This is a genomic window from Flectobacillus rivi (genome assembly GCF_030056655.1).
Classification (GTDB): Bacteria; Bacteroidota; Bacteroidia; order Cytophagales; family Spirosomataceae; genus Flectobacillus; species Flectobacillus rivi.
Window position 1 is genome coordinate 333,857 of the sequence record NZ_JASHIE010000002.1, and the last position, 21,218, is coordinate 355,074.

15 protein-coding genes are annotated in these 21,218 nt (G+C 38.5%); 12 read left to right on the forward strand and 3 right to left on the reverse strand.

Annotation, left to right across the window (positions count from 1 at the left end; translation table 11 throughout):
* Window positions 1-54: 54 nt before the first annotated feature.
* From QM481_RS03770 to QM481_RS03785, 4 genes are all read left to right on the forward strand, one after another.
* Window positions 55-2,328, forward strand: a complete 2,274-nt coding sequence (locus QM481_RS03770) for a glycoside hydrolase family 20 protein (protein ID WP_283380704.1) — start codon at window positions 55-57, stop codon at window positions 2,326-2,328.
* Window positions 2,329-2,757: 429 nt separating this feature from the next.
* Entirely contained in the window at window positions 2,758-4,503 is a 1,746-nt protein-coding gene (locus QM481_RS03775; protein ID WP_166551397.1) for a GMC family oxidoreductase, read from the forward strand.
* Between the two features lie 327 nt (window positions 4,504-4,830).
* On the forward strand, window positions 4,831-5,493 hold the full coding sequence (locus tag QM481_RS03780) for a gluconate 2-dehydrogenase subunit 3 family protein (RefSeq protein ID WP_283380705.1): 663 nt from the start codon (window positions 4,831-4,833) through the stop codon (window positions 5,491-5,493).
* Between the two features lie 265 nt (window positions 5,494-5,758).
* Window positions 5,759-6,991, forward strand: a complete 1,233-nt coding sequence (locus QM481_RS03785; protein WP_283370082.1) for a serine hydrolase domain-containing protein — start codon at window positions 5,759-5,761, stop codon at window positions 6,989-6,991.
* 142 nt (window positions 6,992-7,133) lie between these two features.
* On the opposite strand, the gene QM481_RS03790 is transcribed toward QM481_RS03785, so the two are convergent.
* A complete protein-coding gene (locus tag QM481_RS03790; protein WP_283380706.1) occupies window positions 7,134-8,813 on the reverse strand; it encodes a M61 metallopeptidase family protein in 1,680 nt (559 codons plus the stop codon).
* A 268-nt stretch (window positions 8,814-9,081) separates the two neighbouring features.
* On the opposite strand from QM481_RS03790, the gene QM481_RS03795 reads away from it, so the two are divergent.
* Both QM481_RS03795 and QM481_RS03800 read left to right on the forward strand, forming a co-directional pair.
* Window positions 9,082-9,627 carry a nuclear transport factor 2 family protein gene (locus QM481_RS03795; protein WP_283380707.1) on the forward strand — a complete coding sequence of 182 codons (546 nt, stop codon included), beginning with the start codon at window positions 9,082-9,084 and terminating at the stop codon, window positions 9,625-9,627.
* A gap of 384 nt (window positions 9,628-10,011) precedes the next feature.
* Window positions 10,012-10,734 (forward strand): YebC/PmpR family DNA-binding transcriptional regulator, encoded by a 723-nt coding sequence (locus QM481_RS03800; RefSeq protein ID WP_166551402.1) that lies wholly within the window; start codon window positions 10,012-10,014, stop codon window positions 10,732-10,734.
* Window positions 10,735-10,838: 104 nt separating this feature from the next.
* Here QM481_RS03800 and QM481_RS03805 read toward each other — a convergent pair whose 3' ends face one another.
* Window positions 10,839-11,027 (reverse strand): hypothetical protein, encoded by a 189-nt coding sequence (locus tag QM481_RS03805; protein ID WP_283380708.1) that lies wholly within the window; start codon window positions 11,025-11,027, stop codon window positions 10,839-10,841.
* A 219-nt stretch (window positions 11,028-11,246) separates the two neighbouring features.
* Between QM481_RS03805 and QM481_RS03810 the strand changes: the two genes are divergently transcribed.
* Window positions 11,247-12,320: a DUF922 domain-containing protein gene (locus QM481_RS03810; RefSeq protein ID WP_283380709.1), complete on the forward strand. Its 1,074-nt coding sequence runs from the start codon at window positions 11,247-11,249 to the stop codon at window positions 12,318-12,320.
* Between the two features lie 188 nt (window positions 12,321-12,508).
* Here the strand turns inward: QM481_RS03810 and QM481_RS03815 are convergent, their stop codons facing one another.
* Complete coding sequence (locus tag QM481_RS03815; protein ID WP_283329444.1) at window positions 12,509-12,964, reverse strand: heme-binding domain-containing protein; 456 nt, start codon at window positions 12,962-12,964, stop codon at window positions 12,509-12,511.
* Between the two features lie 249 nt (window positions 12,965-13,213).
* Here QM481_RS03815 and fdhD point away from each other — a divergent pair, with 249 nt between their 5' ends.
* From fdhD to QM481_RS03840, 5 genes are all read left to right on the forward strand, one after another.
* Window positions 13,214-14,056 carry a formate dehydrogenase accessory sulfurtransferase FdhD gene (fdhD, locus tag QM481_RS03820; RefSeq protein ID WP_283380710.1) on the forward strand — a complete coding sequence of 281 codons (843 nt, stop codon included), beginning with the start codon at window positions 13,214-13,216 and terminating at the stop codon, window positions 14,054-14,056.
* Window positions 14,057-14,465: 409 nt separating this feature from the next.
* Complete coding sequence (locus tag QM481_RS03825) at window positions 14,466-16,787, forward strand: FdhF/YdeP family oxidoreductase (RefSeq protein ID WP_283380711.1); 2,322 nt, start codon at window positions 14,466-14,468, stop codon at window positions 16,785-16,787.
* 512 nt (window positions 16,788-17,299) lie between these two features.
* Window positions 17,300-18,523, forward strand: coding sequence for a C1 family peptidase (locus QM481_RS03830; protein WP_283380712.1), 1,224 nt, complete (start codon window positions 17,300-17,302; stop codon window positions 18,521-18,523).
* Window positions 18,524-18,693: 170 nt separating this feature from the next.
* On the forward strand, window positions 18,694-19,161 hold the full coding sequence (locus QM481_RS03835; protein ID WP_283380713.1) for a hypothetical protein: 468 nt from the start codon (window positions 18,694-18,696) through the stop codon (window positions 19,159-19,161).
* Window positions 19,162-19,599: 438 nt separating this feature from the next.
* A complete protein-coding gene (locus QM481_RS03840; RefSeq protein ID WP_283380714.1) occupies window positions 19,600-21,180 on the forward strand; it encodes a glycoside hydrolase family 32 protein in 1,581 nt (526 codons plus the stop codon).
* Window positions 21,181-21,218 lie beyond the last annotated feature (38 nt).

Genomic DNA, 21,218 nt, shown 5'->3' on the forward strand with positions numbered 1-21,218 from the left:
CACTTTTTTTTCATACAATAACCTCATCAATCAACAATATTGACACATTGTTTTATGTGCTCCAAAACTCTTTTTTCGCTTTTCTTCGCTCTTTTATTTTTGGGAAAAACTGCTGCCCAAAATACCATTTCTATCATTCCCAAACCTGTTGAAATGCAAGTTTCAAAGGGTTATTTTAGGTTAGAAAAAAATGTTACCATCTCTTTGCAAAACTCTGCTTTACAAGAAACTGCACAGTTACTTCGATTAGGAATACAACAAATCCGCCCGAGTTCTGTAAGTATAAAAAATAGCACTCCTAATGCAATAAAGGGTATTTCTCTAGCAATAGACAGCAATCGTGTAGTACAAAAAGAAGGTTATTCTCTTGCTATCAGCGCAACAGGTATCAAGCTAATAGGTCATGATGCTGCGGGTGTTTTTTATGGTACGCAAACTCTTTTACAACTCATTCACCAACAAGGCAATCTTCCTTTTGTCCAAATCAAAGACTATCCAAGATTTGGTTATAGAGGTATGCACCTAGACGTTGGGCGACGTATTTTCTCGGTTACATTTCTCAAAAAATACCTCGATTTATTAGCGCTTTACAAATTCAACACCTTTCATTGGCACCTTACCGAAGACCAAGGTTGGCGCATAGAAATCAAGCGATATCCTAAATTACAAAGCGTAGCAGCCTATAGAAACGAAACCATTATTGGACATAAAAAAGACTCGCCTCATCGCTTCGATGGTAAACCTTATGGTGGTTTTTATACCCAAGAAGAAGTAAAAGAAATCGTCGCTTTTGCCCAAAAACGCCACATTACAGTCATTCCCGAAATCGAAATGCCAGGTCACGCTCGTGCAGCTTTGGCAGCGTATCCGCAATTAGGATGTACAGGTGGTTCCTATCAAACTGCCACTTTTTGGGGAGTTTTCGATGATGTTTTTTGTGCAGGGAATGATAGTACGTTTACTTTTTTACAAAATGTTTTAGATGAAATCTTGCCACTATTTCCAAGCAAATACATACATATTGGTGGTGATGAATGTCCAAAAGTACGTTGGAAAAGTTGCCCAAAATGTCAAAAACGCATGCAAGAAAATCATCTGAAAGATGAGCATGAACTACAGAGTTATTTTATCCAAAAAATGGAGAAATATCTGAATGCAAAAGGTAAAAACCTGATTGGCTGGGACGAAATTTTAGAAGGAGGCTTAAGTCCAAAAGCTACAGTGATGAGTTGGCAAGGCGAAGCTGGCGGTATTGCAGCAGCCCAACAGCATCACGATGTCGTTATGTGCCCCGAAAGTCACTATTATTTAGACTACTATCAATCTTTGCAAGCTTCAGAACCAATTGCAACGGCAGGTTTTACTCCTCTTGAAAAAGTGTATCGCTATGAGCCTATTCCAGCCATATTGAATCCAACAGAACAAACTTATATCAAAGGTATTCAAGGAAATGCTTGGTCAGAATATTTGGTATCTGAAGCACAAGCCGAATATATGCTTTTTCCAAGAGCTTTGGCGATTGCCGAAACAGCTTGGTCGCCCAAAACGCAGAAAAATTATGACGATTTTCTCCAAAGATTAAGACTTCAAGAAAAAGTTTTAAAACATCGAAAAGTACATTATTTTGACCGATATGAAGAAATTCAGGCTCGCTTTCAAACCAATTCCAACGGTTCGGAGTCTATCTATCTGACAAGTTCTTTACCTAATGCCACTATTCGCTTTACGGAAGATGGTAGTCAGCCCAATACTCAATCCAACGTTTGGAAGGACGGACTTTCTATCTTTAAACCTACCCTTATCAAAGCTCAATTATTTGATAAAAATGGTGCGTATGGACAGGTTTGGGAACAATGGGTGAATGTTAATTTGGCGACAGGCAAAAGTATTACTTTCAAAAATGCACCTCAAACGCCCTATCTCCCAACAGATGCTTATGCTTTAAGTAATGGTATTATCGGTACACATCGATATAATACTGGACAATGGATAGGCTTTCGGGGTGAGGATTTAGAGATAGTGGTTGATTTAGGCAAAAGCCAAAGTGTTCAAGAAATAGGCATCAGTATTCTCAAATATCACTGGCAACGTATGTGGGAACCTACAGAACTTTCGTTTTGGATTTCGGAGGATGGTAAAGCTTATGAAAAAGTAGGTAGTTTTAAAGATTTTCCAGAAAATGCCATCAATACAGTATCTCTAAAAGTACCAAACAAAACCGCCCGATTTATCAAGGTAATTGGGGTCAATAAAGGCACTATCCCAGCAGGCGAATACGGTGCTGGTGCCAAGGCATGGTTGACAGTGGATGAATTGTTTATTTATTGAGTGAGTGGCGAGTGTGTGATTTAGTGATTAATTTTCCTCAAAGACGTAACGCCTTGCATTTCAGGCAAAGACAGAAAAATTTTCTAATCACTAAATCACAACTCACTCAATCGCTCCATAACAACCTCTCAATTAAAGGAATATGACAATATAGGGTAGGAATTTTTATAAAATGTCGTATTTTGCAGTTGTAAAATATGATTATAAAATTGGCATAATAAGATATGAACAGCTTGAACGAGACCTACAACAATCTTCAAATAAAACTGTATCAACACTTGTAAGAGAAATTTTCGTATCATAATTTCATGCGCTTAAACCTTTAACCTTCGGGTTAGATTTCATCCAATTTTTGCAAAACATTTAATTTGGTAATCGAGCAAACGATTATCACAAAGCGAAATAATTACCTAAAAAGCTATAAAAACTATGTTTGATTTTCAAATCAAAGAAAACAACACCGTATTCGACGTGGTGATTGTTGGTTCGGGTGCTGGTGGTGGTATGGCTGCACATGAGCTTACCAAAGCTGGAGCAAAAGTCTGCGTTTTGGAAGCAGGTCAGCCCTTCGACCCTGCCGATCCTAAAAACATTACTCAACTCAAATGGCCGTACGAATCTCCGCGCCGTGGTGCAGGAACAACTCGTCCTTTTGGTGATTTTGATGCTGCTTATGGTGGCTGGGAAATCGAAGGAGAGCCATATACGCGTGCCGCAGGCACGAAGTTTGACTGGTTCCGTTCAAGAATGGTGGGTGGTCGTACCAACCACTGGGGACGTATCTCTCTTCGTTTTGGACCTGATGACTTCCGTAGAAAAAGTATCGACGGATTGGGCGACGACTGGCCTATTGGTTATGACGATGTGAAACCCTATTATGACCGTTTGGACAAAATGGTGGGTATCTTTGGAACAGTTGAAGGCCTAAGAAACGAGCCAGATGGTATTTTCTTGCCTCCTCCCAAACAACGTTTGCATGAGTTGATGTTACAAAAAAGTAACAAACGCTTGGGTATTCCAACCATTCCATCACGTCTTTCGATTTTGACAAAACCTATCAACAACGACCGTGGACAGTGTTTTTACTGTAACCAATGCGGACGTTCTTGTCAGGCTTATGCCGATTTCTCAAGTTCATCGGTATTGATTAAGCCAGCGCTCAAAACAGGTAATTTGACCATGATTACCTACGCAATGGCTCGTGAGGTATTGACTGACCCAACTACAGGTTTGGCTACTGGTGTATCATACGTGAGTACGCTTGATATGCAAGAATACACTGTAAGAGGTAAAATCGTTATTTTGGCAGCTTCAGCGGGTGAAACAGCTCGCTTGTTACTCAACTCAAAATCTGCTCGTTTCCCTCAAGGTTTAGGTAACTCAAGTGGTATTGTAGGACGCTATATCAATGACTCAACAGGTGCCTCTCGTTCGGCGATTATTCCAGCTTTATTTGACAGAAAACGTTATAACGAAGATGGCGTAGGCGGTATGCACGTGTACACTCCTTGGTGGGGCGACAACAAAAAACTTGATTTTGCTCGTGGTTACCACATCGAATACTGGGGCGGTATGGGTATGCCTGCTTATGGTTTTGGTTGGGGCATCGAAGGCATCAACGGTCGCTTTCCTACTCGTGAGGGTATTACCAAAGCTGCTGGTGGTTATGGAGCATCGTTAAAAGACGATTATCGTCGTTTTTATGGTGCTTACGTAGGTATGGCTGGTCGTGGAGAACCTATTCCTTTGGAAAGTAACTACTGTGAAATCGACCCGAATGTAGTTGATAAATTTGGTATTCCTGTACTTCGTTTCCACTACAAATGGAGTGAACACGAAATCAACCAAGCTAAGCACATGCAAGATACCTTCGAACAAATTATCCATGAATTAGGAGGTATTGCTTTGGGACCAAAACCTGGAGCTGACAGAAACTACGGTTTGGAAGACCCAGGAAAAATCATTCACGAAGTAGGTACTGCTCGTATGGGTAACGACCCTAACAAGTCGGTATTGAACAAGCACTGTCAAGCACATGATGTGAAAAACCTATTTGTTGCCGATGCTGCTCCATTTGTTTCGCAAGGTGACAAAAATGCCACATGGACCATCATGGCACTTTCGATGCGTACTTCGGAATATATTATCAATGAAGTGAAAAAGAAAAATCTATAGGACATGAGTAGGTAGCAGTGCTGAATGATGAGTTGTAAATTGGTCACATAAAGCCCTATTTACCAATACTTTACTAATTAATTTTGCATTACTATTTGCTTAGAGCATGTTAAAATTTTATAAGTCATTAAAAATAAAAAGTCTGTATTTAATTTTCTGAAATCCTGTTGTTTGAGCCGCAGGCGAGTTTAGGATTTCTTGACTTTCTTTTGTTACTTTTCTTGTCTTGACACAAGAAAAGTAAATAGTGTCGATAGGAAATTTTGTTTTTATAACAAAAGCCAAATAAAATTTTCAAACATACTCTTATTCAAACCTTTTATTCAGATGAAAAGAAGAGATTATCTTAAAAATATTGGTTTTACTTCGTTGGGAATGGCAGTGCTTGGACCAGAAGTAAAAGCCGCAGAGTTGCTCGAACAGCAAAAGCCTATTAAAAAAGGCGCAAAGGCAGCATCTGCCAAATCGGACGACATCAAAATCCCTGGTGGTCGTACCAAAGATGAGGCTATTCGTGACGCCAAATTGATGGCTGAGAAGTTTTTCACTGAGCACGAAATGAAAACGATCACCATTTTGGTAGATATTATCATTCCAGCCGATGGCAAGTCGGGCAGTGCTTCACAAGCTGGCGTGCCTGCTTTTATCGAATTTATCGCTAAAGATAGACCAAGCGAGTTTAAGACGCCATTGCGTGGAGGTCTTCGCTGGTTAGATTCACAATCAATCAAGCGCTTTAGTAAGGATTTTGTAGGTATTACGCCACAACAACGCATTGAAATTGTAGAAGACATTGCTTATCCTGCTAATGCCAAGCCACAGTTTTCGCAAGGCGTTTCGTTTTTCTCTCTTATGAGAAACTTGACTGCAACAGGCTTTTTCTCAAGCGAAATGGGTATTAAAGATATTGGCTACGAAGGCAACCGCCCTAACCAATGGGATGGCGTTCCTGAAGATGTCTTGAAGCAATATGGCTTGAGCTACGAATAAATTGTAATTTTGAAAAGGGTTTTAACAAGTGTTGTTAAAACCCTTTTTTATTTTTCATACTTATTTTTGGCAAATAGTTTTTTCGGAAGAAATATTGAAAAACATCACTTAGTGGTGTAAATTGCAATAGAGTTTTGAGCAAAACTTCTGAAAAAACAGATACGAAGTTTGAAAAATGAGATTTTACCGCCAACAAATCACATTTTTCTAGAATTCTCTCCTCCACTGAATAACATTATATAAAACATCCTTAATTTCTAGAGTTGTGACGCAGATTACGAAGCAGTTTTTTTACTTTACCTTATTAATCGTTTTGGGCATTGTTGCCTGTTCCCATCAGCCAAACCAGTGGGGTGATACCACCACAAACAGCACATCGGTACGTAATGACAGTATAGCCAAGCTTTTTGATGCTACCACAGCCTCTCGTAAAGCAGCTAAGTTGGATACTTTTTTCAGAAATCTTCAAAAAACTGCCAAATTCAATGGTGTAGTACTGGTTTCACAATATGGAAAAATTATCTACAAAGGAGCTTTTGGCTACAAAAGTTTTGCTAAAAAAGATACAAATACTACCGAAACGTTGTTTCAATTAGCCTCTGTTTCGAAGCAATTTACGTCGGTTGCTATTATGCAATTGCACGAAAAAGGTTTGATTAATTACAACGACCCCGTTTACAAATACATTCCGAGCTTTCCTTATGACCCAAGCATTACGATTCGTAGCTTGCTGACTCACTGCTCGGGCATTCCCAACTATGCGTATGCGCTCGACAAGGTTATCAATAAAAAAGAGCCTATGTCAAACGAGCAAATCGTAAACTTATTTGCCAAGCATAAGCCAGGGATTAATTATTTGCCTAATGCTCGCTTTAACTACAATAACTCCAACTATGTTTTGTTGGCCTATATCGTAGAAAAATTAACAAATATGTCGTTTAGAGAATATGCCCAAAAGCATCTTTTTGCACCCGCGGGTATGTCCAAAACCTTCATCTATGACCCTAGTAAGTCTGAGATGGTGGCCAATGCAGCCTTAGGATATACGCCAAGAAGAGGTGGTTACTGGCAAATTCCGTTCGATCATTTGGATGGCGCTGTGGGCGACAAAGGAATTTACTCGACGGTAGAAGATATGTTTAAGTGGGATATGGCATTGAATAGCGAAAAATTAGTCAAGCAAAGTACTTTACAAGAAGCTTTTGTTCCAGCGCATCATTTCAAAAATTTAATTAATAAAAACTATGGCTACGGCTGGCGTTTACAATTGATGGACGATGGCTCTTGGTTGACTTTTCATACAGGTTGGTGGCATGGTTTCAAGAATTACTATCTCCACAATCCAAAAGATAATTCCTCTATTATCATTCTTCAAAACGTAGCCAATCATGCTTTGGCACGTGTAAAAGTTGCGCAATCTATCTTATATCCTGATAAGGCTTGGTACTTTATGAAAGGTGAAGCATTCCCTGAGGAAGTAGAAGGCGGACATGAGTAGTTGCGAGTGATGAATTCATCATCTTGGATATCAGATTTGGGATTTCGGAAGTAAAATTTAATTTTTAACACTTCCGAAATCAGACATCCCAAATCTGCAATAGTTATAAATCCTTCGTACAACCCTAAATTCCACAAGTTACTTATTGCTTTTTCACAAACTCGTACGCTTCAACACTTCCTTTTCTTGGCTGAAAAGTAATCGTATATTTTCTACCTTTTCTCAAAACAGGAATCGTCAATGTATTTGAATAGCTTGTATAGGTTTTGTTGATATTAATAGAAGCCAATATTTCGTCTCCTTCTTGCAGCCCTGCCTTGGCAGCTTCCGAATTGGGGTCTAGTCCTTTTACAATTTCTCCTTTTTGCACTTTCATTGGTTTGGCAAAACCCAAGTCAAATAATCCTGTTGTGATTTTCTTTACGGTATATCCTTCATAAATATCAGGTTCAGGAACAATTAACTTTCCACTTAGCATCGCCTTCCAGTCGTCTACTGCCCACTGTCCAACTGAGGTGGCTAAGAGCTTTTCCCATGTATCTTTTGTGACATATTCACCAGCTTGAGCTTGTTGGGTTATTTGGTTGATTAACCCTACAACAGTCGCTTGACTATGCGTACGCTTTAGTTTGGCTTCAAGATTAGCAAAATACATCGCTCCTCTTGAATATCCGATTGACCACGCATTTCGCCCCGACCACTTTACGCTTGGTATATCTTTTTCCGAAACTTCACGAATTGCGTTGGTATAATAAAGTGCCGCCTCCTCATTAATAAGCTTACCAAATTCCGAGGAAGTGTATAATCCAGCCTCAAGCGGTAATATCATACACAAATAATCTGCAATACCTTCGCTATACCAGTCATCTTCTCCTTCTTGTGCATGAAGACTTCCTACAAAAGCATGTACTGTTTCATGAGCTATCAAGGAGTGAATATCGGCGGTGGTGGCATCTTCGGTGGGTGGTAAATATAGCGTATATCCTCCCATTACAGCAACGCCACTGGCGAGAGGTCCGCCATCGTAAGTTCGGATAAAAATTCTGAAAGGGCTCTCAGAATTTCCATTCAGACGGTTACGTAAATGCGCATACACTTTTTCGACCCAAACAGCAGCCTGTTTCATTTCGTCTGATTTTCGTCCTAACGCATACAAGCTAAAGCCTTTATCTCGACCTTTATCAGGATAGGTAAACATTTTTCCTACAATAAACTGGCAAAACATCAAATCGCCTAAATCGGTTTTGATCTGGCAATCATTCTCTCCTTTTGAAGTAACAGCGATAAAACCTTTGGGTAAATGCCATTTTAGGGATAAATCAACCGATGTAAGTGTTTCGGGATATAATAGAAAGCTCGTAAACGCTCCTGCTAACCCTCCTCCTGTAGCTTGTAAATCAATATGGGGTCCTCGACGCTTAGGAATAGATACCGCTACTGGTATGTGATAATCAATTTTAATAGTTTTTCCTTTTACTGCTCGATTCCCTTTCCAAACTTGAAGGTTTAAATCATTGATACTAGTGTCGGGATAAGCTCGATAGGTGACAGCTCCTTGAGTATCTGTGACAGAAAGCTGAGTTATAACATCCGTTGTTCTGTCTAAATAAGGGTGTAGCGAATTGAATAATAGTTTCAAATTATGCTCTTGATTTGTTTCATATTGCACCGAATACTGCACATGCAACCCTACGGCTTCTCCAGCCTTATCAAGGTCTGGACTTAAGTGAATTTCTTTGATAATAGGGAGATCTTGCGCTTTTATTGCTGAGGTAATTACTAGCCATAAAAGTAAAAATATGGTGCTTTTGCGAAATATCATAAAAAGAGGATTAAGACGGGGTGTATTGTAATTTAGCAGAAAACCGATAAAGAATCAATGACTATAAGCATTTTGTTGTTTAGAAATACAGAAAGCTTAATCGCTACTTGTACACTATTTGGATTAACTATACGTTTATAGTAAAGTTTAATCACGGATAAAGTGTACAAAACTTTAAAAATTACATATCTTTACAGCCCTAGGCATTCGTGGCATTCTTTTCGCTACAAATTTCCCAAAGCTTCAATAATCAAATTTTTCCAACATCATGAAGATTAAATCATTACTTCTCGGCTTATTAATGCTGGTAGGATTTCAAATCAAAGTGCAAGCGCAATCGGAAGATGAAGGTATCAAAGCCTGCATCAACAATTACCTTGATGGAGTAATGCAAGGTGATACCGCTCGTCTCAACCGTGCTTTTCATCCTACAGCTTTGCTTCGTAGTGTAAACACCAACACAGGAGCATTACAAGACCTTTCAGTTCGTAAGTTTGTGGCAACAACTCCAGCAGGTGGTATTCAAACTAGAGGTGGTTCGACCAAACTAGTTTCTTACTCTTATATTGGTGTTTCGGCTCTTGCTACAGTCGAACTTCGTTTTGGTGATTTCAAGTATGTGGACTTATTGAGCATGTTGAAGTTTGGTGACAATTGGAAAATTGTAAGCCGTGTGTTCAGCCGTGCCGATTTGGATGCTACTGTAAAAGGTACAGGCGCTGCACCAAGTACTGGTGCTCCTGCTGCTTCAAAACCCCCTGTAGTGAAAAAGTCAAGTGCAAATGTAAAACCAAAAGCTGATGATGGTTGGTAGTATTGAGACTTAGGGCTATCGGCTTTGAGCCGACAGCTTGTAACGTTTTAAAATACTTTCTTGATCTTCAAGCTCTGAAATAGATGATAAGGTGACTAGGCATAGCTTAGTTACCTTTTTTATTGATTGGCAGTTTGAAACTATTCAAAAAATAAGTCCAAGTGTGGAACACTGAGACTAGATTACTAAAATCATTTTATTCCATTCTGAAATTCCCAACTACTTTTGTACCTTTGCATTCGCAAAAAATTACCCTTTAGGTCTACTTTATTTTTTGGAATAAAGTATCAGCCTAATTTCTTGATACATAAATTACTGAACATACGAAAAAGTCTGAAAATTGTATTTTTCTAGACCCACATCAATTTCAAATGACCAAATAAAATGGGAAGAGCCTTTGAATTCCGTAAAGCCAGAAAGTTTAAAAGATGGGGCCAAATGGCCAAAACTTTTACCAAAATCGGTAAAGATATTACAATCGCTGTAAAATCAGGCGGTCCAGACCCTACCTCAAACTCTCGTTTGCGTGCAATCATGCAAAATGCTAGAGCGGTAAACATGCCAAAAGTCAATATCGAAAACGCCATCAAACGTGCTACTTCGAAAGACCAAGAGGATTACAAAGAGATTGTATATGAAGGATACGGACTACACGGCGTAGCAGTCTTAGTAGAATGTACTACCGATAACACTAACCGTAGTATTGCCAACGTTCGTAGTTACTTTACCAAATGTGGTGGTAGCGTAGGTACTTCGGGTATGCTTGACTTTATTTTTGACCGTAAGTGTATTTTCAAAATTGCTAATAATGGTACAACTGACATCGAAGAGTTAGAGTTAGAACTTATCGACTTTGGTGCAGAAGAACTGTTCTTAGATACAGAAGCTAACCAAATCAATATTTATGGTGGCTTTACCGCTTTTGGAGCTATTCAAAAATACTTAGAAGAGCAAGGTTATGAAATTCAAGGTGCGGACTTTGAACGTATTCCTACTGATTTCAAAAAACTTACAGAAGAACAATCTGCTGATATTGAAAAGCTTATTGATAAATTAGAAGAAGACGATGATGTTCAGAACGTGTATCACAACATGCTTGTAGAGTAATATCAACAAAGGTTTTCAAAATAAAAGGGAATAAAGCATGGCTTTATTCCCTTTTATTTTGGCTAAGTAATCGTGTATTTTTCCTTTACATTTATCGCATTCTCTCAATCTATCTGATTATTCTTCGCATTATAAGCAACAGCAAATACAAGTCCTTCCAATATAATTCCAACTGTAGCTGTTAGGGTATCTCCTAACCAAATTAAAATTACGCAAAAAACCACGAACAATGCAATGAGTTCGAATGTTGACAAATCGTTTTCTACTTCTTGTGAATGATGTGAATTTCCCATAGTCTTAGTCAATAGTTTATATTTTTTATTGAATATAGCCAATTTGAATTATTCCTCCTAATTTTTATTTACCTTAATGTAAGTATGAGGAAGTTATTAGTTAACAGTAAATCTGTTACTAGAATGAACTTATAACCAGAAGGAAATATTCAATATGCATCGTAGTTATATGATTAATTTATGCTTTCCTGTTACTTAAAAGAAAAAAATGATTTTACGATGAAACACCTCTTCTTTTTTATGATGTGCTTTGTGTCGCCATTTTGTCATTGGGGACAAAATCTAGTAAAATTTGTACCCTTACAAACAAGCGAACCTCCTCTTACTCCTACGTACTTCTACATCGAAAAAGTATCAGATATTCGAAATAACTCTTCTCGAATTGGCCATGCCTATGGAGTTGATAATGCTTTGTTACAACTCAAGCCAAGTTATTCGTTAAGCAAGTATAGTCGTAGTTTTTTCCGTAACCCTATACGTCGAGATACGCTTGACTATGCCATTACCATTCATATCAAAAATCTAGATATACAAGAAAAAATTAAGGATAATATGATTCATGGTGAATGTGGCATTGAACTAGTATTTTCTTTTGATAGAGCTGGAACGGATGTTGTATTAACCAGTTTCAAAAGTAAAACCCTTTTCAAACGCTCATTAGGGGAGTACGACAATTATCAGAAAATGATTGAGAAATTATTCCGAAGAGGGGCCGAACACCTCAATCAATGGATGTCTTTGAATTATGACAAAAATCCAATCCTTGCAAGGTCTCTTGTAATAAATATTCTCCCAGATTATCAAATCGATCATCCAGATAAAGGCGATACGCTATTTTGGAGTACTTCAAGACCATTACGATGGAGCGATTTTCATGGGAAACCTCCTATTTTTACACCTTATGCAGCCCAAGTTTTTTCAAACTTTGAATATATTGGAGATGTAAAATTTAATAAAGGAGTCCTTACTGCCAATTTGCAATTTAAAGCTTACATCTTAAAATCTTCTTCATGGAACGCCCGTGCAGGCAATAGTGAATCGGCATTAGACCATGAACAACTACATTTTGATATTACGAAAACTATCATTGAAAAATTCAAAGAAAAGGCTCGCCAAATTACTTCTGTGGAGGATTATGACAGCGAAATTCAATTGCTATTTATTGATATGTATCGACTCATGAATAAACTTCAGAAAAAATATGATGCCGAAACCAATCACTCCATCAACATGATTGATCAAGAACGTTGGCAAATGGAAGTGAGAAATGAGTTGAGAGGGTATGGGATATGAATTTGAAAATTGACAAATTTGAAGATTTGAAAATGAACTTCAGAGCATTAAGAAAATTAGCTGTCATGAGTTCTAATAATAGATACGACCATAACTTCTCATGAAACTATCAACCGTATCTATTATCACAAATATCTACTATAATCGGAGAGCATATTGCCTACAGCTGAAAGCCTAAAGCCTAATGTCTATTTGGCTAAACTATCCTGTAAGGCTTTTGCCCAAGTGGCGATGGCTTTAGAGTCTTGATCTGACAAAATCGCATCTTTGTGAATCCAAGTATATGAGTCGAGTGGCATCCAGTGGTCGGTTACGGCTTCGGCTACCTCCTCTAATTTATGTGCAGCTTTTTTCTTTGGATAGCTCGCAAATTCAGAGAAATTCAATTCGTCTTTTCCTTCCTCTACATGATGATTAAGCCACCAACCTACTGGCTGAATATTGCTATACCAAGGATAGGTAGTATTGTTGGAATGACAATCGTAACACGATACTTTCAACGCTTTTTGTACGTCTGCGGGTACTTCATAGTGCTTCGTAATATCATTGGCGCTCACACCCTCGGATTGATTTTTGGCAGGACGAATAAATTGAATAGCTACTGCCAATACAGCAATACCAATAAGAATACGTTGTTTGTTCATAATCTGAGGAGTTTTGTTAAATAATGGCTTGATGACAAAGGCTCGAAATAGCATCGAATACCTTATTTGGAATACTTGTACAGATAAAACACTTTGCTACTTTGTACCTGTTGACTTACTTTTTACTTAGATTTATTTCTTTAGAAAAAAGTTTAGTCCTAATTGTATCAATTTAAGAATATTATTCAAAATGGGAAAACACTTTGTATTTCTTTATTTTTAAGTGTCATTTTATCAACCAACTAAAATATGCAACCACAAGTAAAGCCTGTTCAGGTGATAAAATATAGTAGCCAATCTCTTGAAAAAGAGATGGATGATTTAGTAATTGTAGAAGAACCTTTGGCCATTAGGATTGGGTATGGTGATATTCATCATCGCTTACAAAAAAACCTTACCGTTACGATGCGTACCCCAGGGCATGATTTCGAATTGACCTTAGGTTTTTTGTATTCTGAGGGAATCATTCAACATCTTTCGCAGGTGCAATCTATTCGTTACTGCACTGAATTACAACGACTAGAAGAACATGAAAATATTGTTAGGGTAGAATTAAGCCCTGATTTAGATTTGAGTCAAACCCTATATGAGCGAAATTTTATGGCATCTTCGAGCTGTGGGATTTGTGGAAAAGCACAAATTGAATCGCTCGAACAACAACAGTGTCTTACTCTCAAGAATTGGGAATATCGTATTTCTCCTACATTTTTGTGGGAAATAGAAGAGAAACTCACACAAAATCAAAGTCTTTTTTCTTATACAGGTGGCGCCCATGCAGTGGCTATTTATGAAAACACTGGCGAATTGGTTTTACTCCGTGAAGATATAGGGCGACACAATGCCTTAGATAAAGTAATCGGTGCTAAATTAGGACTAGAAAAACAAGTCATGGCTCCTATCCTTGTACTAAGTAGCCGAGTTAGCTATGAGATGATTCAGAAAAGTATTATGTCTCAATTTCCTATTATAGTGGCCGTAGGTGCACCATCAAGTTTAGCGGTAGAACTGGCAAAACAATTTGGTATTACATTGATTGCTTTTTTACGAAAAGGAAAGTTTAATGTCTATACGCATGAGTTTAGGGTACAATAGCAGTGGGCAGTTATTGCTTCAGTTTCAAAATTTTATTTGCCTCTTATTAGAAAAACAAAATTTCCTTTCGCCACACCTTACTTTTCTTGTCTTGACACAAGAAAAGTAACCGCAGCGGCGGCCGCAAAAGAAAGTCAAGAAATCCTAATCGGAGTGACGACCCACCTCGCCTGCGGCTCAAACAACAGGATTTCAGAAAAAACACAAACTCTTTCATTTTTTAATGACTTATAAATTTTAAACATACTCTTAATTCAATAATGAGAATAAGGAAGATTCAAATAATAATATATCAGTGACTTACTTTGAATATATCATTCTGATTATGAGCACCTTCAAATAACTGATATCCTAATAACTAGTATCGTCTTCTTAGATATTTCAAAATGCTTAACAATTTGCCATTACTATGAATACAATAGATCAACAACCTTCTGCGCAGCCTCCACAGGATCTGACAGGACTACAGCAAACTGAGCCTGCTCATGTAGCAGCTGGTTTTAAGGCGGTAAGTAATGCCATCAAACACGTTTTGGGTGCGATGAATGTGGCTAGAGGTACGAAGATATTATTGACACTCAATCAAAAAGGTGGTGTAGATTGTCCTTCATGTGCTTGGCCCGACCCTGACGGCGAGCGTTCATCTATTGCAGAATATTGTGAAAATGGCGCCAAAGCCATCGCCGAAGAGGCAACGACGCTCAAAACAGGCCCCGTATTTTTTCAAAGATATAGTATCCAAGAACTTTCCGAAAAATCTGATTATTGGCTTGGTCAACAAGGGCGTTTGACCCACCCTATGATTGCCAGACAAGGCGAAACTCATTATCGTAAGATTGAATGGAACGAAGCACTCGACCTTATTGCTGAGCACCTCAATGCACTCCCCTCGCCCGACGACGCCATATTTTATACTTCAGGTAGAACCTCCAACGAAGCGGCATTTTTATATCAATTATTTGCTCGACAATTAGGAACCAACAACCTTCCCGATTGCTCCAATATGTGCCACGAATCAAGTGGTTCGGCATTAGGTGAGCAATTAGGTTTGGGAAAAGGCTCGGTAACCCTCGAAGACTTTAATCATGCGCAAGTGATTATGATTTTGGGGCAAAATCCTGGCACAAATCATCCTCGAATGCTCACAGCATTGGAAGAAGCCAAGAAAAACGGTGCTAAAATTGTATCTGTAAATCCTCTGGTAGAAGCGGGTTTATTGGCATTTAAACATCCTCAACATTTGAGCGATATGCTTGGGAGTGGCACCAAATTGAGCGACCATTATTTACAGATAAAAATCAACTCGGATATTGCTCTCATCAAGGCTCTATTGTTGTTATTGGTCAAAAAAGAAGCTACTATCGGGAATGTATTCGACCATGATTTTATTCAAAAAAATACCCTTGGGTTCGAAGATTTCTTGACAGATTTGAGTCAGTACAAGCTTGAAGATTTAGTCAAAGAATGTGGCATCAGTCTTGAACAGATAGAAGAAGTAGCCGATTTATTGGCTAACTCTCAGCGTATAATTGCCTGTTGGGCAATGGGACTAACCCAACACAAAAACTCAGTAGTAACCATTCAGGAATTAGTTAACCTACTTTTGCTTAAAGGAAGTATTGGCAAGCAAGGTGCTGGCACTTGTCCCGTACGAGGGCATTCCAATGTACAAGGAGATCGTACAATGGGTATTTTTGAAAGACCTTCAAAAGCTTTTTTACAAAAAATAGAAGAAAACTTTGGGTTTACACCGCCACAAAAACATGGTTATGATGTTGTGGCAGCCATAAAAGCCATGCAAGCATCCAGTGGCAAGGTATTTATGGGCATGGGAGGCAATTTTCTTTCTGCCACACCCGATACCGAATTTACGGCACAGGCATTACGCAATTGTGCACTTACTGTGCATGTTTCCACAAAACTGAATAGAAGTCACTTAATCCATGGTAAAACAGCGTTAATTTTACCTGCCATGGGGCGTACCGATGAAGATCGTCAGGCGGGTGGAGCGCAGTTTGTGACTACCGAAAACTCGATGGGGGTAGTTCAAATGTCGAAAGGAAACCTCACTCCTCCTGCCCCAACAGTTTGGAGCGAACCAAAAATTATTGCTGAAATAGCACAACGTACCCTTAGAAAGCGCACTCAGCTAGACTGGCTTTCGCTAACACATCATTATGATTCTATCAGGGATTTAATCGAAAAAACGATTCCAGGTTTTGAAGATTATAATGAAAGAGTTCGCCAAGATGGTGGTTTTTATTTGCCCAATGGACCACGAGAAGGTGTATTTACCAACACAGCTCAAAAAGCTTTATTCAAAATTTGTCCTCTCGAAACAATTCAGTTGGCAACTGATGAATACCTAATGATGACGATTCGTACTCATGACCAGTTCAATACTACTGTTTATGGCTTGGATGACCGCTACAGAGGTATTTTCAACGAAAGAAGAGTCATTTTAATGAACGATGAGGATATTGCTTCGACTGGTTTACAGCAATATGACTTAGTGGATTTACATAACTATCATGGAGGTGTACATCGTTTGGCAGAAAAATTCATTGTGGTTCCGTACAATATTCCACGCCAAAACGTCGCAACCTATTTTCCTGAAGCCAACGTACTGGTTCCTATCGACAGTGTTGCCGACGTGAGTAATACTCCAACCTCAAAATCTGTCATAATCAAGTTGACAAAAAATAATTTAGGAGCAATATACAACAAGTAACGTAGTGAATTTCTTATTACTGGACAAAACGAGTAAGAGAAATTCAGGAGCTTAGAGTTCTTCACTAAACTTTATTAATACAGTTTAAAAAAGTGAATAATCATGCAAAATTAACTTTATCAATTATATAACATTGATAAGCCTGATTATTAGGATTTTTTACAGAACCCAATCTTTTTATCAGCTCCGTAGGAGCGACAGTTTGGTAGTCGTGAATTTATTTACTGACCTATTAAAAGAGCGCCGTAGGTGTGACAGACTTCAAGATAGTTTGCTTTCTGTCGCACCTACGGCGCTCAAAAAAGGTTTTTCTCAAGACTTATTGCTACCAAACTGTCGCTCCTACGGAGCTTTTACAAAGGAAAACAAAAAAAAATTCGTTTACTCAAGCTTATTTTGCTCGCTAACTTAAGTCCAAGACTAAATCTTGAACTAGGAACTTGCACAGCGACCATTGTCGAAAACCGATTGCTCAAAGCTCATTGCCGAAAGCCCAAAGCCTAAACTAACACATGTCTAAAAGAACTGGTGGTTATTTGGCAGGAAGAGTCCCTGCCGATGCCAAAAGAAGAATTGCTAAAAGCCAAAAAGTATTACCACAAAAGGTAGATTTACGTCCATTTTTAACTTCTATTGAAGAGCAGGTGGGCAACAGTTGCGTAGCCAATGCGTTGGCTGGTGCGTATGAATATCTTGCCAAAAGAGAATTAGGTGACTCCGAAGATGTGAGTCGCTTATTTATCTATTTCAATGCTCGATATATTGGTGACAATCATGATAAAGACGAAGGTTCATATATGGAATATGCCATTCAGGGCTTAAAAGAATATGGTGCCTGTGCCGAAAATCTTTGGCCAAATGAGTATGACTATGTCAACGACGAACCAAGTTCTGAGGCTTATGACCAAGGCGGTAATTTCAAGATTGTAGATGCCGAATTTATCGAAACGGATCTCAATCTTTGGCGTGAAACTTTGGCAGATGGCTACCCTATTGCTTTTGCACTGAATACATTCAATTCTTTTGATGATGCTTCCAAAAACAAAGGACGGGTTCCCATGCCTCGCAAATCGGATAATGTCCGCGAAGAACATGGTTGGCATGCCATGCTATGTGTAGGATATTCAGATATTGATAAGGTATTTATTGTTCGTAACTCTTGGGGTGTTGAATGGGGTGACAAAGGTTATTGCTATATTCCTTACGACTATGTTATGAACGAGGAGTTTAATGGTCAAGATAGCTGGATTATTAAATCTGTCGAAAACCTTGATTATAGCGAAGGAGTGGAAGTAGAAGACGATTCTTCGTATTTCTATGATGAGGACTATCTGGTCATCAACGATTTTTATGTATATACTGAAGATACGGATGCTTTTCTTGAAGATTTGGAAAGTCTATTAGATGAATATGTCGAAGAGGAAGAAAACTATTATTTCGAATATGAAATCGATGAGGATGATAACGGGACTTATGTACAATTAACCGAATTTTATCTTTATACAGAAAATGAAGAAGATTTCCTCTCTGATTTAGAAGATTTAGCCATCGAATACGGTGACGAAGATGGTTATGATTACAGTATAGAAGGTGCGGAAGAAGAAGATGATGATGAAGAAGAGGAAGAGGACGAAGAAGAAGACGAGGACGAAGAAGAAGATGAGGACGAAGAAGAAGACGAGGATGAAGAAGAAGACGAGGACGAGGATACCAGTAATAAAAGAAAACGTAAGTAATTTCCATCCGTGGCGAGTGTCCCAACTCGACAACTGGCGGCAGCATAACGGACTATGTTTAGCTTCAGCACTTTATAAACAAGTTTTGCTGTCGCCAGTTGGTTAGAGAAACACTAACCAAAAGTGTAGCACATCCTAATAACGAATACACAAATAACTTATACTCAACTATGGCAAGCCTTTTTTCAAAACTTAATTACAAAGGTCAGAGTACAGTTTTGGTACTTGGTGCACCAGAATCCTTTGAGCAGGCATTGGATGAAATTGTTGGACAAGCTCAAATTCTAACTGCTGTCGAGGATACCGAAGTTATCGATTTTGTCATCAGTTTTGTAATGACTTTACAAGAAATTGAAAAAAGCATCAATACCATAGCTCCTAAACTGGGTAAAGATGCTACTATATGGTTTTGCTACCCCAAAGGAACATCCAAAAAATACCGATGTGAGTTCAATCGTGACAATGGCTGGGCTGCTGTTGCTGCACATAACCTCGAAACCGTTCGTATGGTGGCCATTGATGAAGATTGGAGTGCATTACGCTTTAGAGATGTGGCTTTTGTCAAAAAAATTACTCGTCGAGAAAGTTTTGCTCTTACCGAAGAAGCTAAAAACCGCACCACACAAAAAGATGTTTAGTGTATGTTTAAATTTTATAAGTCCTGAAAAATAAAAAAATTTGTACTTATTTTTTCTGAAATCCTGCTGTTTGAGCCGTAGGCGAGTTTAGGATTTCTTGACTTTCTTTTGCGGCCGCCGCTGCGGTTACTTTTCTTGTGTCAAGACAAGAAAAGTAAGGAGTGGCGAACAGAAATTTTGTTTCTTCTACAAATGCCAAATAAAATTTTTAAACATACTCTTAGTTGACTTAGATACCCAGACCTGTAACGATTTTGATAGTCATGTAACATTTTTAATATTTTCACTTTTTAATATTAAAATAACCAACTAACTATCAATACATTACAAAAATGTAACATTTTTAAAGGTATCTGTTCATTTTACAAAAGAAGGATTATCAAGGTCATAGTAGTTTTGAATGACAAAACATTCAAATTCCATATTTCTAACAAAACTATGTCTGCAAAAGCTATCATCACATATTTATCATTAGGCATACTTCCTATTTTGTCAGCTGAGGCGCAGCAAGCTGTTCCTGATACCAAATATGATGAGCCTCATCGTCTTCAATACCATTTTTCACCGCCCAAAGGCTGGATGAACGACCCCAATGGTATGGTTTATTATCAAGGCGAATACCATTTGTTTTATCAACATTATCCTGACAAAAATGTGTGGGGTCCAATGCACTGGGGGCATGCCATCAGTAAAAATTTGACTCATTGGAAAAACCTTCCTATTGGTTTATATCCCGATTCTTTGGGTTATATCTTTTCAGGAAGTGCGGTAGTGGATTGGAAAAACACGAGCGGTTTTGGTAAAAACAACAAGCCTCCTTTAATTGCCATGTTTACTTATCATAACCCTGTAGGCGAACGAGCAGGTACTATTGATTTCCAGACACAAGGAATAGCCTACAGTAATGATAATGGGCGTACTTGGACAAAATACGCTCAAAATCCAGTTATTAAAAACCCTGGTATTCGTGATTTTAGAGACCCAAAAGTTAGCTGGGATGAGCAACATCAACAGTGGTTAGTAACTGTGGCAGCACAAGACCATGCCGAAATATGGACATCAAAAAATCTAAAAGACTGGCAACGTGCAAGTAGCTTTGGCAAAGAATGGGGCAATCATGATGGTGTGTGGGAGTGCCCAGACTTCTTCCAATTGTCAACTCCTGAGGGTAAAAAATGGGTGCTTATCATCAATATCAACCCTGGTGCACCAAACGGCGGTTCGGGCACACAGTATTTTTTAGGAGATTTTGATGGAAAAAATTTCATCCTTGATGAATCTACAAAACCCTATATTCAAAATAATCAAGGTTTGTGGATGGACTACGGTCGTGACAATTATGCGGGTGTAACTTGGTCGGATGTACCACAAAAAGACGGTCGAAGAATCTTGATTGGTTGGATGAGCAACTGGCAATATGCCCAAAAAGTACCGACAGAAGCTTGGCGTAGTGCAGCAACACTCCCACGTGTATTGTCTTTACAAAAAACTACCCAAGGATACCGATTAATTTCTGAGCCTGTCAAAGAGTTAAAAGATTTGAGAGTTGCTAATAAAAGCTATGTTTTACCACAAGCCAAAACATTATCTTCCGAATCGTGGACGCCTAAGCTAGGTTTCAAACCGACTTTATCAGAACTAGAAATAGAATTCGAAAAACCTCGTTCTGGGAAAGTTTCGTTAGTGTTTTCAAATACAAAAGGGGAAAAATACAGCATAGGATACGATAGTCAGTCTAATCAATTTTTCAGCGATAGAAGCCAAGCAGGTGACCATAGTTTCTCGAAAGAGTTTTTTGAGAAAATAGATATTGCTCCTCGTTTTACTGAAAATAATACCGTTAAACTACATTTGTTTGTTGATGTAGCTTCGGCCGAACTATTCGCAGATAATGGCAAAACTGTCATGACTGATATTTTCTTCCCAAGCGAAAACTTTAACCAATTTAGTATTCAATCTACAGAAGCAGGGGTAAAAGTCAAAACCTTGAAAATCTGGGCTTTGAAAAAAGCTTGGTAACGTAAGTATTTGAACTAAGACTCAAAGCATCTCAACCT